The organism is Oceanirhabdus seepicola (genome assembly GCF_023684385.1).
GTDB lineage: Bacteria > Bacillota > Clostridia > Clostridiales > Clostridiaceae > Oceanirhabdus > Oceanirhabdus seepicola.
Genome location: NZ_JAGSOJ010000002.1, coordinates 657,547 through 673,958 on the forward strand (window position 1 = coordinate 657,547; position 16,412 = coordinate 673,958).

Sequence of the window (16,412 nt, forward strand, 5' to 3'; positions counted from 1 at the left end):
TTCGCTTGGACCGATGGCTATAGGGTATAGCCTATAGATATAAGGTCGAAAGTTGAGTGTTGTATTATTAATACATTCTTGGTATAATTCATTGGTAAAGTTTATTATAAACTTACTTTGACTGTTATAATTGTGGGTTAATTTTATATTCAAGTTAAAGAATAACTAATTCATTCATATCTTAAATATTTTTTAAAATTAGGAGAAAATGTATATGAAAGAATTTAGTATTAATACAAAAGTTTATTTTGGAGAAGGTTCATTAGATAGACTAAATGAAATTAAAAATAAAAGAGTATTGATAGTATGCGATAAATTTATGGAAACTTCAGGTATGGCTGCCAAAATACAAGAAAAGCTTGTTGATTGTGAAGTAGCTATATTTAGTGATATTGTACCTGATCCATCTGTAGAAGTTATTGCTGCAGGTATTCAAAAATTACAAAGTTGTGATGCGCAGGTTATGATAGCTCTTGGTGGAGGTTCATCAATTGATGGAGCTAAGGCCATCAGAGAATATGCAAAAAAAATTAATGGAGGAGTTTCCTCTATAGAAGAGTGCTACGCTATACCAACTACAAGCGGTACGGGCTCTGAGGTAACTGAATATGCAGTAATTACAAATAAACAAGAAGGAATAAAATATGCTCTTGCAGATAAATCTCTTCTTCCAATGGTTGCAATTCTTGATCCGGAATTGGTAAAATCTGTACCTAAATCTATAACTGCTGATACAGGAATGGACGTAATCACACACGCTATAGAGGCCTATGTTTCAAAGAATGCTACTGATTTTTCAGATGCGCTTGCAGAAAAAGCGTTTACATTAGCTTTTAGATTTTTACCACAGGCTTATGCTGATGGAAATGATATATTAGCAAGAGAAAAACTTCACAATGCATCATGCCTTGCTGGTATGGCGTTTAATGCAGCTGGACTTGGAATTACTCACAGTTTAGCTCATGCGGTGGGTGGGAAATTACATGTTTCTCATGGTAGAAGTAATGCGATGATACTTCCTTATGTAATTGAATATAATGCTAATTTAAGTAAAAATGCTTTTAATGTTGAATATGACATAGCGGCTAAAAAATATCAAAGACTTGCAAAATTATTGAAGTTACATGCACCAAATGTACATATTGGAGTTAATAATCTAATTAGAAGTATTGTAGAACTTCAAAAGACATTGATGATTCCAACAACATTAAAAGAGCAAGGTGTTGATATGAATTTGGCTCAAGCATCAAGAGTAGAAATTATTAATGCAGCACTTAATGATATCTGTACAACAGCAAATCCTAGAGAAACAACAAGTGAAGATTTATTAAATCTTTTAGATAAAGTTATAGGATAAAATAATGTATTTTATACCACTCATTAATGGGTGGTTTTTTTGTGTTTTTTTTACAAAAAGTTGATAAATTAACTGGATTATAATATAATTTAAAATACGACAAAAAAGGAGGATTAAAATGGAGGGAGAATTATATTCAATAGGAAAAGTTGGGGAAATATGCAAAATAACAAAAAAAGCGCTGAGATATTACGACAAAATGGGCATATTATCGCCTGATAAAGTAGCTGATGAAAGTGGTTACAGATATTATAGCAAGAGAAATTTATTAGCAGTGCCAGTGATAAAATATTATAAGCAGAGTGGATTTAAGCTTGAGGAAATGAAAGACTTCTTAAAAGGGACAACCTATGACTTTTTTGATAAAAGTTTTAGAAAAAAAATCAGTGAATTAAAGGATCTCGATAAGGAAATAAATTTAAAAATAAGATCGGTTAAAGATTGGCATGATCTTATAGTCGAGGCACAGATGGTAATTGAAAACAACGTCTGCGATGTGGCTATAAAATACATAGATAATCGTACTTTAACTTTTTTAGATCAAGATTTTGAATATCATTATATGGATTCTATAATTAATATAGAGTTTAATAATTACATAGATAGCATAGATAATGCAATAACAGGTCCTGTAATTATATGTTTTCCATCCTTTGAGGATAAAATTAATGGGAAATGCAATAAGATTAGAATAATGCAAGAGACGATTTTAAAGATTAAAGAGGAACTAAGTGTAGAATTTGGCGGCTGGATGGTAGCTACTTGTTATCATATAGGAGGTCATGAAACAATTAATGAAACATATAAAAAAATTCAAGATTGGACAAAAAGCCATGGTTACATATGCTGTGAAGAATCCTACGAAAGATATGTAACAGATTATTGGACAACTGAAAATGTTGATAAATTTGTAACGGAAATTTTGATTAAAGTTAAGAGAAAAAAATAATTTTATTATGCAAACGTTGACCATAGGGGAGAGTTAAACGTGATTATAATACTCGATATGTAAAAGAAAAATAAAATATTATTAGATAAAAAAATATTGTTTTAAGGAATTAAGTTATATTGATTGTTATTGGTGTATTTTTTCTATTTTTTATCTAAAAAGACGGATATAACTAACTTTAGCTACTCTTCATATATTAATAAATAATATACGAAGAGTAGCTAAAGTTATTTGGTTTTAAATTTTTTTTGAATTTTTCATGAATATATATTGACCTTACCCCATAGGGAAAGTTATATAATTTACTTGAGTATAAAAAACCTAAAGATACAAAGTGAAGAGTTGTTCAATAGTTTAAAAATAAAATGCCACAAATTATAACAATCATAATAATATTAGTGCCTGTCTGAAAATATATTCATTATAAATTTTTATTTAATAATATGATTTAACCACAAAAAAAGTAAGTTCAATCAAAACCATCTGCAATATATATTGCAGATTAATACGTTCTGAAACTATATATTGTATATGTAGTTGGACTAAAATATTTTTGTGTATTAAACATAATATAAATTAAAAAAATGTTAAGCGCATAATCGAAAGGGGTTTTATTTTATGAGTAAAGTTTCGAAAGTGGTAAACGCAGAAGCGATCAGTGCAAAACAGAAATTATCATCTAATTTTTTAAAAAAGGGTATTTCAATTGCTCTTTTTTCAGGTCTTATGTATGGATTTTATTCGGCGTTTTTGACGCTGGGAATGACAAAAGGAGTCTGGGGGGACTGGTATGGTGCTAATACAGCAGGGTTGTCAGCAGTAGTTATTACATTTGTACTTGGTGCTCTTGGTAGTGCTGTAAATGATACATGTAGTGCTGTTTGGGCATTAATTTATGCAGCTGTTAAAGGTAAACTTGGAGATTTCTTTAGATGTCTTAAAACTAAGCCGGGTGCTGTAATGATAGTAGCTGCTCTTATTGGAGGACCTATTTCAAGTACAGCTTTTGTTGTAGCTTTAAAAATGGCAGGTTCAATTGTTATTCCAATTACTGCTCTTTGCCCAGCTATTGGTGCTATTTTAGCAAGAATATTATTTAAACAAAAATTAGATAAGCGTATGTTACTTGGTATAGCTATATGTGTTTTATCTAGTTTCATGATTGGTAGTACTAGTATTGGTTCAGATGCTCCAGAGGGATTATTAGCTGGACTTTGTATTGCATTTATCGCGGCTCTTGGATGGGGATTTGAAGGTTGTGTAGCTGGATATGGTACAGCTATGATTGACTCCGAGGTTGGTATTACAATTCGTCAAGCAACATCTGGACTATCAAACTTAATAATATTAGTACCTTTATTTGGTATGATGTTTGGTGGCGGAATTAGCTTTTCAACTGATTTAGTTGTTCAAGCATTTACAAGTGGTCCTGCAATGATTTGGTTTGCTTTAAGTGGTCTTTGTGCTTTTGTTTCATACATGAGTTGGTATAACGGTAACAGTATGTGTGGTGCTGCACTTGGTATGGCTTGTAATGGTACATTTTCATTCTGGGGTCCATTCTGCTGTTGGATAATTCTTGGAGTGATAGGTGGTATGGACGGATGGGCATTACCTCCAATCGTTTGGATTTCTGCCGTATTAATGATGTTTGGTATCCTTGTAATAGCTATGAATCCAATGGATTTATTCAGAAAGAAGGAGGTAGCAGAAAATGAAGCCGCTTAATTATGCGATTTTAAAATATTTTACAAAAGTTAATGAGGCTTGTGCTGATGATGTTATAAATGCTTTAAAAGGGGAGTACGGCAATTTTAAGGCTTTGAAAAAGAAAGCTGTAATAACAGCTTTAATGACAGCAGAGGCAAATGGTCTTATTGAAGAAACAAGATTTGAATTAGATAAAAATGGTGAGTTAAAGGTTTATTATCATGCACACGAAGAAGGTGCGGCTACAATCAACAAATATATCAAAGACTAAGAAAGAACGAAATTGAATTTTTAAAAAGCTCATTGCTATAAGCTAAGGCTTGACAGTGATGAGCTTTTTATTAATATACAAAAGAAATTAATATACTAAAGAAAATGGACATTAAAAGGAGTTTTATTTTATGAAGGAAGTTTCAAAAGCAGTAAGTTTAGAAGCAGTTGCTTCAAAAAAGAAATTAACAAGTAATTTCTTCAAAAAGGGTATATCCCTAGCTTTATTTTCAGGACTTATCTATGGACTATGGACAGCATGTCTAACTATGGGAATGACTAAAGGTGTTTGGGGTGATTGGTATGGTGCTAATACAGCAGGGTTATCAGCATTTGCTATAGCGTACTTACTTGCAGCACTTGGTAATGCAATCAACGATACATGTAGTGCTGGTTGGTCGCTTTTATATGCATTAAAAAAAGGAAAATTTAAAGATTTCTTAAGATGTGTTAATACAGCACCAGGACGTATTATAATTGTCGCGGCGCTTATCGGAGGACCTATAGCTGGTACTGCTTATGTTATAGCTATTCAAATGGCAGGCTCAATAGTTGTTCCAATATCAGCGCTTTGTCCTGCTATTGCTGCTATATTAGGTAAAATTTTATATAAGCAGGAATTAAATAAACGTATGGCTTTTGGTATTGCGGTATGTGTATTTGCCAGCTTCTTAATTGGTAGTACAGGATTTACCGGTGGTGCTTCAACAAGTACTTTTATTGGTATTGCAATAGCAATTATTGCAGCTCTTGCTTGGGGATTTGAAGGTTGTGTAGCTGGATATGGTTCAGCAATGATTGATCCTGAAATTGGTATTTGTATTCGTCAAGTAACATCAGGTATAGCAAATCTATTCATTTTAGTTCCGATTTTTGGAATAATGGCTGGTGGAGTAAATATTTCTGTTGATCTTGCGGTACAAGCATTTACAAGTGGTCCTGCAATGATTTGGTTTGCTTTGAGTGGTCTTTTATCATTTATCACATTTATGACATGGTATGCTGGAAACAGTATGTGCGGAGCGGGACTTGGTACTGCATGTAATGGTACATATTCATTCTTCGGACCATTATTCTGCTTATTGTTATTAGGAGTATACGGTGGAATGGATGGATGGGCATTACCTTCAGTTGCTTGGATTGGAGCTGTAGTAATGATGTTTGGTATTCTTACAATTTCTATGAATCCACTTGATCTTTTAAGAAGAAAAAATGAGGAGGTTCAACTAGATGAAGCCGCTTAATTATGCAATCTTAAAATATTTTACTAAAGTTGAAGAAGCTTGTGCTGATGATGTTATAGAAGCGTTAAAAGGACAATATGGAAATTTTAAGGCTTTGAAAAAGAAAGCTGTAATTACTGCTTTAATGACAGCAGAAGCAAATGGACTTATTGAGGAAACAAGATTTGAATTAGATAAAAATAAGGAATTAAAGGTTTATTATCATGCACATGAAGAGGGTGCTGCTACAATTAATAAATATATTAGAGGTTAATTTTTAACATTCCCCATGGGGGAATGCTTATATAGAATAAATCACTTGAAATTGTAGTAAAGTAATTATTTTTAGTGAATATTAGGAGCAGATATTGCTCCTAATATCATACTTTACAGTGAAACTGTATAAAAATCTTTTTATAAAAAAATATTGACTTTCCCCCAAAGGGTAAGGAATATAATCAATATATAAAACAAACGAAAGAAAGATTAATACAAACATACATATAATCGTACAATTTGTATGATTCATGAAATATATATATTGAGTCAAAACAGGGAGGAGGAATTACAAATGAGGTATTATGGAGATGAGGCTTTAGGTCTTATAGAAACAGTAGGTTTAGTTCCTGCACTTGAAGCAGCAGATAAAATGCTTAAGGCAGCTAATGTTGAATTAATTTCATATGAAAATATTGGTTCAACTCTTGTAACAGTTATGGTAAAAGGTGATGTGGGTGCAGTAAAATCTGCTGTAGAAGCAGGTGCTGAAGCAGCAAGAGCTGTTGGTACATTAACAGCACACAATGTTATGCCACGTCCTATTAGAGAAGTTGGAGATATTGTTTCAGTACACGATATTGATTCATAAAACATAGAAAGGAAATGATATGATTATGGCAAGATATGAAGCTTTAGGATTAATAGAAACTTTTGGTCTGGTTTTTGCTTTAGAAGCAGCAGATGCTATGTGCAAATCAGCAGACGTTGAAGTTGTAGGATATGAAAATGTTGCATCAGGATATATATCTGTAGTAGTTCGTGGTGATGTTGGTGCTTGTAGAACAGCGGTAGATGCTGGTGTTGCAGCAGTTAAAGGAATGGAAGGTGCAAACCTTTATAGTTCAATAGTTATTGCAAGACCACACGAAGATCTTGAAAAAATAATAAAGCGTTACGCAATTAAAAATCTTTTACCAGAACAAGAAAATTAAATTTTTTTAAGGAAAAGGAGAGAGAAAAATGAATATTATTGATAATGATTTACTCTCCATGCAGGAAGCGAGAATTCTCGTTGAAAATGCTCGTGAAGCACAAAGAAAATTAGCAACCTTCTCACAAGAAAAACTTGATGAGATAGTTGAACGTATGACTGAAGAGATTGAAAAACATTTAAGGGAACTTGCAAAAATGTCTAATGAAGAAACTGAATATGGAAAGTGGGAAGATAAATATATCAAAAACCATTTTGTATGTGAGTATCTGAATAATAGACTTAAAGGTATGAATTGTGTAGGTATCATTAATGAAGATAAAGTGAACAAGACAATGGATGTTGGCGTGCCAATGGGTGTTATTATAGCGTTTTGTCCATCAACTAGTCCTGTTTCTACAACGATATATAAGGCATTAATTGCAATTAAATCTGGAAATGCAATTATATTTTCACCTCATCCAAGAGCTAAAAATACAATTTGTAAAACAATTGATATTTTGATTCGAGCTGCAGAGGGTGTAGGACTTCCAGAAGGTGCTCTTGCATATTTACATACAGTAACACCAAGTGGTTCATCAGAACTTATGAATCATAGGGATACTTCACTTATAATGAATACTGGAGTTCCACAAATGCTTGATGCAGCTTATAAATCTGGTAAGCCTGTAATCTATGGCGGTAATGGAAATGGTCCAGCTTTTATAGAGCGTACAGCTGATATAGAGCAGGCAGTTAAAGATATTATTAATAGCAAGAATTTTGATTATGGAATTGTTTCTGCCGCTGAACAATCAATTGTTGTTGATAGTTGTATTGTAGCTGAAGTAAAACAAGAACTTCAGAAAAATGGTGGATACTTTATGACAGAAGAGGAAGCTGAAAAGTTGGGAACGATACTTTTTGATAAAAATGGAAGTCTTTACTTAGAGATGGTTGGTAAATCACCACAATTCTTGGCTAAGAATGCTGGTTTTAGTGTTCCTCAAGATGTGAAGGTTCTTATTTCACAACAAAAGTTTGTTTCCCAAAAAAATCCTTATTCAAGAGAAAAGCTTTGTCCTGTGTTAGCTTTTTATATAGAAGATGACTGGATGCATGCTTGTGAAAAATGTATAGAATTGTTACTTAGTGAGCGACATGGACATACACTTGTTATACATTCAAGGGATGAAGACGTTATTCGTCAATTTGCATTGAAGAAACCAGTTGGGAGAGTGCTTGTAAATACTCCAGGAACTTTTGGAAGCATGGGAGCAACTACAAATTTGTTTCCTTCAATGACTTTAGGTAGCGGTTCTGCAGGTCATGGGATGACTTCAGATAACGTTTCACCTATGAATTTAATATATGTGCGTAAAGTTGGATATGGAGTTCGTAAAGTTGATGAAATTGTTAAATCAGAAAACAATAATGGGAACTCTTCAAGTTCAGTTTTAAATGATAAACTAAATGCAAATGAAATAGATAACTTTAAGGTACTAGAGAATATTTTGAAAAAAGTTATAGGTAACTTAAGTTGAAATATCATATCTAAGATATGAAATACATTAAAGAATGTGAGGTAATAAAGTGGATATTCGTGATTTTTCAAATAAATTTATGGAAGCTACTCAAAACATGTCAGAAGAAGAACGTGCTAGTTTAATGAAGATGTTTTCAAGTGTTTCTAAAGAAATAACAAAAGAAGAACCAGTTGCTAGTCATGTTGTAGGTGACAATAATGGTCAAATTCCAGATGGAATAACTGAACGTCTAAGTAAGTTAAAGGAAACTTACTTAAAGCATGTTCCAACTATAACAATTCACAAAGCAAAAGCTGTTACTAAAATGGCTAAAGAAAACCCTGGTATGCCTAAAGCAATTTTACGTGGTAAATGTTTCAAATACTGTTGTGAACATGCACCATTAGTAATTCAAGACCACGAGCTTATAGTTGGTGCACCAAATGGAATGCCTCGTGCAGGATCATTCTCTCCTGATATCGCTTGGAGATGGTTAGAGGATGAACTTGATACAATATCAACTCGTCCACAAGACCCATTCTACCTTTCAGAAGAAGATAAGAATGTTTTACGTGAAGACATATTCCCATTTTGGAAAGGTAAATCAGTTGATGAATACTGTGAAGATCAGTATCGTGAAGCTGGAGTATGGGAACTTTCAGGAGAATCTTATGTTTCAGACTGTTCATATCACGCAGTAAATGGTGGGGGAGACTCTAACCCAGGATATGACGTTATCTTAATGAAAAAAGGTATGCTTGACATAATAAAAGAATCTGAGGAAAAATTAGCAGAACTTAGCTATGAAAATCCAGATGATATAGATAGAATCTATTTCTACAAATCATTAATTGATACTGCTGAGGGTGTTATGATATATGCTAAACGTATGTCAGACTATGCTGCTGAGTTAGCTGCAAAAGAAACTAACCCTAAGAGAAAAGCAGAATTATTAAAGATTTCTGAAGTGAATGCTAGAGTTCCAGCGCACAAGCCAAGCAATTTCTGGGAAGCAGTTCAATCAGTTTGGACTATAGAATCATTACTTGTAGTTGAGGAAAATCAAACAGGTATGTCTATAGGACGTGTTGACCAGTACATGTACCCATTATATAAAGCTGATATTGAAGCTGGACGTATGACTGATTTTGAAGCATTTGAATTAGCAGGTTGTATGCTTGTAAAAATGTCTGAAATGATGTGGTTAACAAGTGAAGATGCTTCTAAATTCTTTGCAGGTTATCAGCCATTCGTTAACATGTGTTTAGGTGGTGTAACTAGAGAAGGTCGTGATGCTACAAACGAATTAACATACCTATTAATGGATGCAGTTCGTCATGTTAAGATATACCAACCATCTTTAGCGTGCCGTATACACAAATCATCACCACAGAAGTATCTTAAAAAGATAGTTGAGGTTATTCGTGCAGGTATGGGATTCCCAGCATGTCACTTTGATGATGTTCATATAAAAATGATGTTAGCTAAAGGTGTTTCTATAGAAGATGCAAGAGATTACTGTTTAATGGGATGCGTTGAGCCACAGAAATCAGGAAGATTATATCAATGGACTTCTACAGGATACACTCAATGGCCTATATGTATAGAACTTGCTTTAAATAATGGTGTACCACTATGGTATGGTAAGCAAGTATGCCCAAATATGGGTGATGTAAGTCAGTTTAAAACTTATGAGCAATTTGAAGCTGCAGTTAAAGAGCAAATTAAATATGTTACTAAGTGGACAAGTGTTGCTACAGTAATTTCTCAACGTGTTCACAGAGATCTTGCACCAAAACCACTTATGTCCATGATGTATGAAGGATGTATGGAAAAAGGTAAAGGAGTAGAAGCCGGCGGAGCTATGTATAACTTCGGACCTGGAGTAGTATGGAGTGGTCTTGCTACTTATGCAGACTCTATGGCAGCTATAAAGAAATTAGTATTTGATGATAAAAAATACACTTTACAAGAAATGAACGAAGCTCTAAAAGTTGATTTCGTTGGATATGAAAAATTAAGAAAAGATTGTTTAGATGCACCTAAGTATGGTAACGATGATGACTATGCAGATTTAATTGCAGCTGATTTAGTTAACTTTACTGAAAGAGAGCACCGTAAATATAAGACATTATATTCAGTACTTAGCCATGGTACTTTATCAATCTCTAACAACACTCCATTTGGACAGCTTACTGGAGCTACAGCAAATGGACGTAGAGCATGGATGCCTTTATCAGATGGTATAAGTCCATCACAAGGAGCAGATTATAAAGGACCTACTTCTATTATGAAATCTGTTTCTAAAATGTCTTGTGAGGATATGAATATAGGTATGGTTCATAACTTCAAATTAATGTCTGGTCTTCTTGATACACCAGAAGGTGAACAAGGAATAATTACATTATTACGTAGTGCATGTGCGCTTCAACTTGGAGAAGTACAGTTTAACTACTTAGATAATAAGACTTTACTAGAAGCACAAAAACACCCAGAGCAATACCGTGATTTAATCGTTCGTGTTGCTGGATATAGTGCATTTTTCGTTGAGTTATGTAAAGATGTTCAAGATGAAATCATCAGTAGAACTATGCTTGAACACCTTTAATTAAAAGAAATTTAATAAGGTAGAAGTATTATATAGTTTAACGATGCTTAGTTAAATTTAATTTTAACTGTAATCTACAGCGCTGTTCTGTAGATTACGGTTAAGATATATATTAAGAATCAAGGTAAAAGAAACAGGAGAATGAAGAATATGAGTAATGGAAATTTAGGTATACTTGAACGAAAAGCGTCGATTTTTAATATACAAAAATATAATATGTATGATGGAGATGGAATAAGAACTATAGTATTTTTTCAAGGGTGTCCCCTTCGTTGTAAATGGTGTGCAAATCCTGAAGGAATGATAAAAAAGCCTAGGGTTATGGTTAAAACTAATATGTGTGTTAATTGTGGCGCTTGTGTTTCTGTTTGTCCTGTTTCCAAACATATTATCTCTAATGAAACTCTAAAGCATGAAGTTAATCATGATATTGATTGTATCGGATGTGGTAAGTGTAAAGAAGCTTGTCTTCAATCTGCTATATCAATAGTTGGAGAAGTAAAAACTATCTCTGAACTTTTAGAAATTGTAGAAGAAGATAGAACTTTTTATGAAATGTCTGGTGGTGGAGTTACATTAGGTGGTGGCGAAGTTTTAATGCAACCAGAAGCAGCGTGCAGTTTATTAATGGCATGTAAGCAAGAAGGGATAAACACTGCAATTGAAACTTGCGGTTATGCAAAGCTGGAATCAGTACTTAAGGTTGCCGAGTTCACAGATTTATTCCTATTTGATATTAAGCATATTGATTCTGAGAGACACTTTGAGTTAACAGGTGTGAGGAATGAACGGATTTTAGAAAATCTGGAAGAACTTCTTCGTCGCAAATACAATGTGAAGATTCGTATGCCTTTACTTAAAGGTGTAAATGATCGTCAAGAGGACATTGAAAAAGTTATGGAGTTATTAACGCCATACAAAGAGTATAAAAACTTTAAAGGAATTGATTTGCTTCCATATCACAAGATGGGGGTAAATAAATACAATCAATTAGGAATTGAATATCCTATAAAGGATGATCCAAGTTTAAAAAGTGAAGATTTAGATGCAATAGAAGGATGGATTAAAAGATACGATTTACCTGTAAAAGTAATCCGTCATTAAAAAATTTCAAATAGATAATAAGATGGAAGGGTAGGTTTATGGGAGATTTTCTTGATAGAAATATACAGCGTATTGTACAAGAGTCAGTTCCAGGAAAGCAGATTACCATAGCTCATGTTATTGCATCGCCCATGCCTGATATATATGAACGTCTTGGAATCGATGAAAAAGGAGCAATAGGTATTTTAACCCTTTCTCCATATGAAACTGCAATTATTGCAGCAGATATTGCTACAAAGTTTGCTGATGTTGAAATTGGATTTCTTGATCGTTTTACAGGTTCTGTTGTAATAAATGGTGATGTTCAAAGTGTTGAAACAGCACTTGGTGCAGTAAATGATACGTTAAAGGATATGCTTGGATTTACTCCTGCTCCCATTACAAGAACATGAGAAAGAAGCGTATAATGGTAATTGGCCCCTCAAGGTGTGGTAAAACTACATTGGTTAATGTATTAAACGATTATGATGGTCCATTAAGACGAACACCAGATTTAATTTATGGTAAGAATACCATTGATGTTCCAGGAGCTTATATAGAGAATGCATGGATGTACAAACATATAATTGCAGCAGCTCAGGATGCATCTTATGTGCTTATATTAGTTGACCAATCTAATTGCGCCGAAATATACTCCCCTGGATTTGCAAAGTCTTTTACATGTCAGGTAATTGGAGTTATAACAAAATGTGACTTGATGCCTGAAAATGAAGAAAAATGTTTGCAACAGCTAAAGAAGATAGGAGTATCAGAACCATATTTTCATATTAGTTTTCCAATGGGAATAGGAATTGATCCTTTAAAGAAGTATTTATTTGAAAAAGGTGAGGAGTAAAGGTCAATGATGAAATTTATTACTGAAGAGTATTTGAGAGATATATATAGAAAAGAACCTTTTAACACCTATAAGTTACAAAAGGGACAGCGCTTTACACCTGGAGCAACTCAATATTTATCTGATAAAGGAATAAAAATTAATGATGATGCTCCAAAAGTAAATAAGAATATTTCTCAATACAATAAGGTTGAAACAATAAAGCAAGACAACCAGGGTGAAACAATAAAACAAGATAACCAGGTTGTAGAAATAAAAGAAGTGGGAAACAGTAATTTAAAGTTGAAAAAGAAGCTTTGTTGTAAATTAAAATCCATAGAGGCACTATTTCTTGTTACTAGTAGTGAAATATTAAGAGAAGATATTATTTTAGCACAAAGTATTGTGAATTTGGGTAGAAAAATATCAAACATTAGAAATGTTGTGAATGGAAAAGGTACTCTTGAGTCCATTTACTGCAGAGAGTGTACAGGAATGAATTCATTAAATTTCACAACTGAGCTTGATGATTGTTTTGAAATAACAGAATTTCATATGCAACTTCAAAAAAGCAATGCAATTTTAAAAATACATACACTTCGTTGTGCTTTACAGGAGTTACAGTTTGAGATAATTGAGACTTATGAAAATGATGATGACTGTTTTGAAAATGCAATTACGGGAAATGTTAATTCAATAATTAATTCGCTGTCTCAATTGATTTGTTCAGCAGTAGGAGGAAAAGAATGTCAGAGAAAAAATTAACTTTTGAATATTGCGATGAGTTGGTTCAGAAGTTTGAAGAAGTTATAGAAACACCAATTGTTAATGGATCTTCTGTTTATTATACAGGTGTGGACCTAGGTACAGCTTGTGTGGTTTTGGCTGTTTTAGATGAAAACTATGAGCCTGTTGCTGGTGCATATAGATATGCAGATGTAGTTCGTGACGGTATGGTTGTTGACTATATCGGAGCAATAAGAATTGTTAGAGAACTTAAGCAGGAAATCGAGGAAAAATTGAATACAGAACTTCTTTATGCGGCTGCTGCAATTCCGCCTGGCACAGATGCTTTAGATTCTGGAGCAATTAAAAACGTAGTTCAAGCGGCAGGATTTGAATTGACATGCCTTTTAGATGAACCTACTGCAGCAAATGCTGCACTTAAAATTAAAAATGGTGCAGTTGTAGATATCGGTGGTGGAACAACTGGAATATCAGTTCTAAAAGATGGAAAGGTTGTTTATGTTGTTGATGAACCTACAGGTGGTACTCATTTTTCATTAGTTATTTCAGGTGCATATGGAATGCCTTTTAAAGAGGCAGATATATTTAAAAGAGATAATAAAAATCATAAGGAAATTTTACCAGTACTAAAGCCAGTAGTTGAAAAGGTGTCATCAATTATTAATCAGCATATTAAAGATTATGATGTGAATGAACTTTCTTTAGTAGGGGGTACTTGTTGTTTGACAGGAATTGAAGAAATTATTGAAAAAAAGACAGGAGTGCATACTCATAAACCTAAAAACCCTATGTTTGTTACACCTCTTGGAATAGCATTAAGTTGTACACAAGATATTATAGAAGAATAAGGAGAGTGTTGAAAAGTGGATTTTAGAATTATAAAATCACCTTCCGATAGCACTAAAGATATTCTAATTAGACGAATGGGTGGAAATTGCAAAACAAAGTTAGATAATGTTGATGCTATAGGTCTTGTTCAAGGCAAGCTTATCGATATGATTTACGTTGCAGATATTGCTGAGAAAGCTGCTGGAGTTACTGTTGAAGATATTAGAGGGACATGTCCTCAGCACATGGTTTTACTTGGGATTTTTGGTGATACATCATCAGTTGAATCCGCAATAAATGAGATTAAACTGAAAATGAAAGAGGGAAAAACAATATGATAGCAGCAAGACTTATTGATAATGTATGGGCAACTAGAAAAGCCGAATCACTTAGCGGGTTTAAATTTATGCTTGCTGAGGAAATCGGTGGGAAAGATGACGGACGTAGATTTATTGTTGTTGATATTATCAGTGCAGGTATTGGTGATAGAGTTATAGTTAGTACTGGATCATCTGCTCGTAAAATGTTAGATAATGACAATATTCCTGTAGATGCAGTTGTTATTGGGATAATTGATGATGATTGCAATTTTGGTTAAAATCCAATCTTTCTTAAACAATCATAGGATTTTAGGATCTTTATAGGTATCAATATTATTTGAAAGGATGTGAAAGCATGAAAAGATTAATATGTGGAAAAGATGTTGAAGCAGTAATATTAAGCGGCGAGAAAATATTTTATTTAGATGGTAGTGAGATAATTACGCCATCAGCTAAGGATCTTGCAAAAAACAGTGGAGTGATATTTACTACAGAAGCTCCTATGACTAAAGCACAGAATTCAGTACAGAATTCAGTACAAAATTCTGTAGTGAATTCTGAAGTGAAAAAAGCTCCAAGTATAGAGAATATGGATAGTGAAATGATGATTACTCTATTTAGAGAAATGATGAATAGGGGTCTTTTACAAGAAATGCTTGAATGTTTAAAGGCGAAGGACCTTCCATATGACGCTGAGTGCGCTCCTAACGGACTTAAAGTTGTTAGAGGAAACTCAGTGAAAATGGACGTATTTGATACTGGTAATCCAGATGCAAAAGTTTATTTTCAAGAGTTAATAAATAAAGAAGAATCAAAAATGAGTGCTGGATTTTTAGTTATTGAAAACTCAGAATTTGAGTGGGAATTAACTTACGAGGAGATTGACTTTGTTATTGAGGGAACTTTAACAGTGGAAATCGATGGAAAGACATATGTAGCTTATCCTGGAGATGTGTTATTTGTACCATCAGGTTCTAAAGTAGTTTGGGGTTCTCCAGACAAAGCTAGGGTATTCTATACAACATATCCAGCAAACTGGGCAGATCTTTTATAGAAGACTAGGAGGATTGACCTATGCAAGCGCTTGGCTTAATAGAAACAAAAGGATTACTTGCAGCTGTTGAGGCTGCTGATACAATGGTGAAATCAGCAGATGTAAGTATTATTGAAAAAACTTATGTAGGTGGCGGTCTTGTTACAATTGCAGTTACAGGTGATGTAGGTGCAGTAAAAGCATCTATAGAAGCTGGGGTAGCAGCTGTTAAAAAACTTGATCAAGAATTTTTAGTTTCAGAGCATGTAATTCCACGTCCTCATGAGGAATTGGAAAGTATAATTGGACCTAATACTCCAGTAGAAGTTTTAGAAGCTCCATCATCTGATAAAGATGTAGAGGTTGCAGAGAAAACTGAAGAGGTTGTAGAGGTTGTAAAGGAAACTAAAGAGGTTATAGAGGTTGCAGAGAAAACTGAAGAGAAGGTTAAACAAAATCAAGATACTTTAGTTAATGATTTAGATAAACTAAATAAGGTAAGTTTAGACAATCTACATAAAGATGATGTAGATAATTTAGTAAGTAAAAATGGTATAGAAGAAACCATTTTGATATTATCTAAGATAAAGGTTGTTAAGCTTAGAAATCTAGCTCGTGAATATAAAGATTTTGTAATTACAGGTAGAACAATTTCAAAGGCAGGAAAGAATTTATTAATTACGAAATTTAAATTATATTATGAGAAAAATTAGCTATTGTGAGGTTTACGAAAG

The 16,412-nt window shown here is 33.3% G+C and carries 19 protein-coding genes; all 19 read left to right on the forward strand.

Features of this window, described 5'->3' with window-relative positions; genetic code table 11:
* Positions 1–214 precede the first annotated feature (214 nt).
* Complete coding sequence (locus KDK92_RS10635; RefSeq protein WP_250859233.1) at positions 215–1,357, forward strand: 1-propanol dehydrogenase PduQ; 1,143 nt, start codon at positions 215–217, stop codon at positions 1,355–1,357.
* A 118-nt stretch (positions 1,358–1,475) separates the two neighbouring features.
* Positions 1,476–2,306 (forward strand): MerR family transcriptional regulator, encoded by an 831-nt coding sequence (locus KDK92_RS10640; RefSeq protein ID WP_250859234.1) that lies wholly within the window; start codon positions 1,476–1,478, stop codon positions 2,304–2,306.
* 618 nt (positions 2,307–2,924) lie between these two features.
* The gene (locus tag KDK92_RS10645; RefSeq protein WP_250859235.1) at positions 2,925–4,034 is read left to right on the forward strand and encodes a hypothetical protein; all 1,110 of its coding nucleotides are present in this window, start codon (positions 2,925–2,927) and stop codon (positions 4,032–4,034) included.
* On the forward strand, positions 4,021–4,287 hold the full coding sequence (locus tag KDK92_RS10650; protein ID WP_250859236.1) for a hypothetical protein: 267 nt from the start codon (positions 4,021–4,023) through the stop codon (positions 4,285–4,287). The genes KDK92_RS10645 and KDK92_RS10650 overlap by 14 nt, the downstream gene beginning before the upstream one ends.
* A gap of 130 nt (positions 4,288–4,417) precedes the next feature.
* Entirely contained in the window at positions 4,418–5,530 is a 1,113-nt protein-coding gene (locus KDK92_RS10655; RefSeq protein WP_250859237.1) for a hypothetical protein, read from the forward strand.
* Complete coding sequence (locus KDK92_RS10660; RefSeq protein ID WP_250859238.1) at positions 5,517–5,783, forward strand: hypothetical protein; 267 nt, start codon at positions 5,517–5,519, stop codon at positions 5,781–5,783. Before KDK92_RS10655 ends, KDK92_RS10660 begins: the two co-directional genes overlap by 14 nt.
* 297 nt (positions 5,784–6,080) lie before the next feature.
* Positions 6,081–6,377, forward strand: a complete 297-nt coding sequence (locus tag KDK92_RS10665; protein ID WP_250859239.1) for a BMC domain-containing protein — start codon at positions 6,081–6,083, stop codon at positions 6,375–6,377.
* A gap of 25 nt (positions 6,378–6,402) precedes the next feature.
* Positions 6,403–6,720: a BMC domain-containing protein gene (locus KDK92_RS10670; protein ID WP_250859913.1), complete on the forward strand. Its 318-nt coding sequence runs from the start codon at positions 6,403–6,405 to the stop codon at positions 6,718–6,720.
* A 28-nt stretch (positions 6,721–6,748) separates the two neighbouring features.
* Positions 6,749–8,242 (forward strand): acetaldehyde dehydrogenase (acetylating), encoded by a 1,494-nt coding sequence (locus tag KDK92_RS10675; protein ID WP_250859240.1) that lies wholly within the window; start codon positions 6,749–6,751, stop codon positions 8,240–8,242.
* Positions 8,243–8,291: 49 nt separating this feature from the next.
* A complete protein-coding gene (cutC, locus tag KDK92_RS10680) occupies positions 8,292–10,832 on the forward strand; it encodes a choline trimethylamine-lyase (protein ID WP_250859241.1) in 2,541 nt (846 codons plus the stop codon).
* A 150-nt stretch (positions 10,833–10,982) separates the two neighbouring features.
* Positions 10,983–11,936 (forward strand): choline TMA-lyase-activating enzyme, encoded by a 954-nt coding sequence (gene cutD / locus KDK92_RS10685; RefSeq protein WP_250859242.1) that lies wholly within the window; start codon positions 10,983–10,985, stop codon positions 11,934–11,936.
* A gap of 38 nt (positions 11,937–11,974) precedes the next feature.
* Positions 11,975–12,328: a BMC domain-containing protein gene (locus KDK92_RS10690; RefSeq protein WP_250859243.1), complete on the forward strand. Its 354-nt coding sequence runs from the start codon at positions 11,975–11,977 to the stop codon at positions 12,326–12,328.
* Positions 12,325–12,771 (forward strand): EutP/PduV family microcompartment system protein, encoded by a 447-nt coding sequence (locus tag KDK92_RS10695; RefSeq protein ID WP_250859244.1) that lies wholly within the window; start codon positions 12,325–12,327, stop codon positions 12,769–12,771. Before KDK92_RS10690 ends, KDK92_RS10695 begins: the two co-directional genes overlap by 4 nt.
* A gap of 6 nt (positions 12,772–12,777) precedes the next feature.
* A complete protein-coding gene (locus KDK92_RS10700) occupies positions 12,778–13,515 on the forward strand; it encodes a cobalamin adenosyltransferase (RefSeq protein WP_250859245.1) in 738 nt (245 codons plus the stop codon).
* Entirely contained in the window at positions 13,497–14,345 is an 849-nt protein-coding gene (eutJ, locus tag KDK92_RS10705) for an ethanolamine utilization protein EutJ (protein WP_250859246.1), read from the forward strand. Before KDK92_RS10700 ends, eutJ begins: the two co-directional genes overlap by 19 nt.
* Before the next feature lie 15 nt (positions 14,346–14,360).
* Positions 14,361–14,663 (forward strand): BMC domain-containing protein, encoded by a 303-nt coding sequence (locus tag KDK92_RS10710; protein WP_250859247.1) that lies wholly within the window; start codon positions 14,361–14,363, stop codon positions 14,661–14,663.
* Positions 14,660–14,923, forward strand: coding sequence for a EutN/CcmL family microcompartment protein (locus tag KDK92_RS10715; RefSeq protein ID WP_250859248.1), 264 nt, complete (start codon positions 14,660–14,662; stop codon positions 14,921–14,923). Before KDK92_RS10710 ends, KDK92_RS10715 begins: the two co-directional genes overlap by 4 nt.
* 77 nt (positions 14,924–15,000) lie before the next feature.
* Positions 15,001–15,699, forward strand: coding sequence for a cupin domain-containing protein (locus KDK92_RS10720; RefSeq protein ID WP_250859249.1), 699 nt, complete (start codon positions 15,001–15,003; stop codon positions 15,697–15,699).
* Positions 15,700–15,719: 20 nt separating this feature from the next.
* Positions 15,720–16,391: a BMC domain-containing protein gene (locus KDK92_RS10725; RefSeq protein ID WP_250859250.1), complete on the forward strand. Its 672-nt coding sequence runs from the start codon at positions 15,720–15,722 to the stop codon at positions 16,389–16,391.
* Positions 16,392–16,412: the final 21 nt, after the last annotated feature.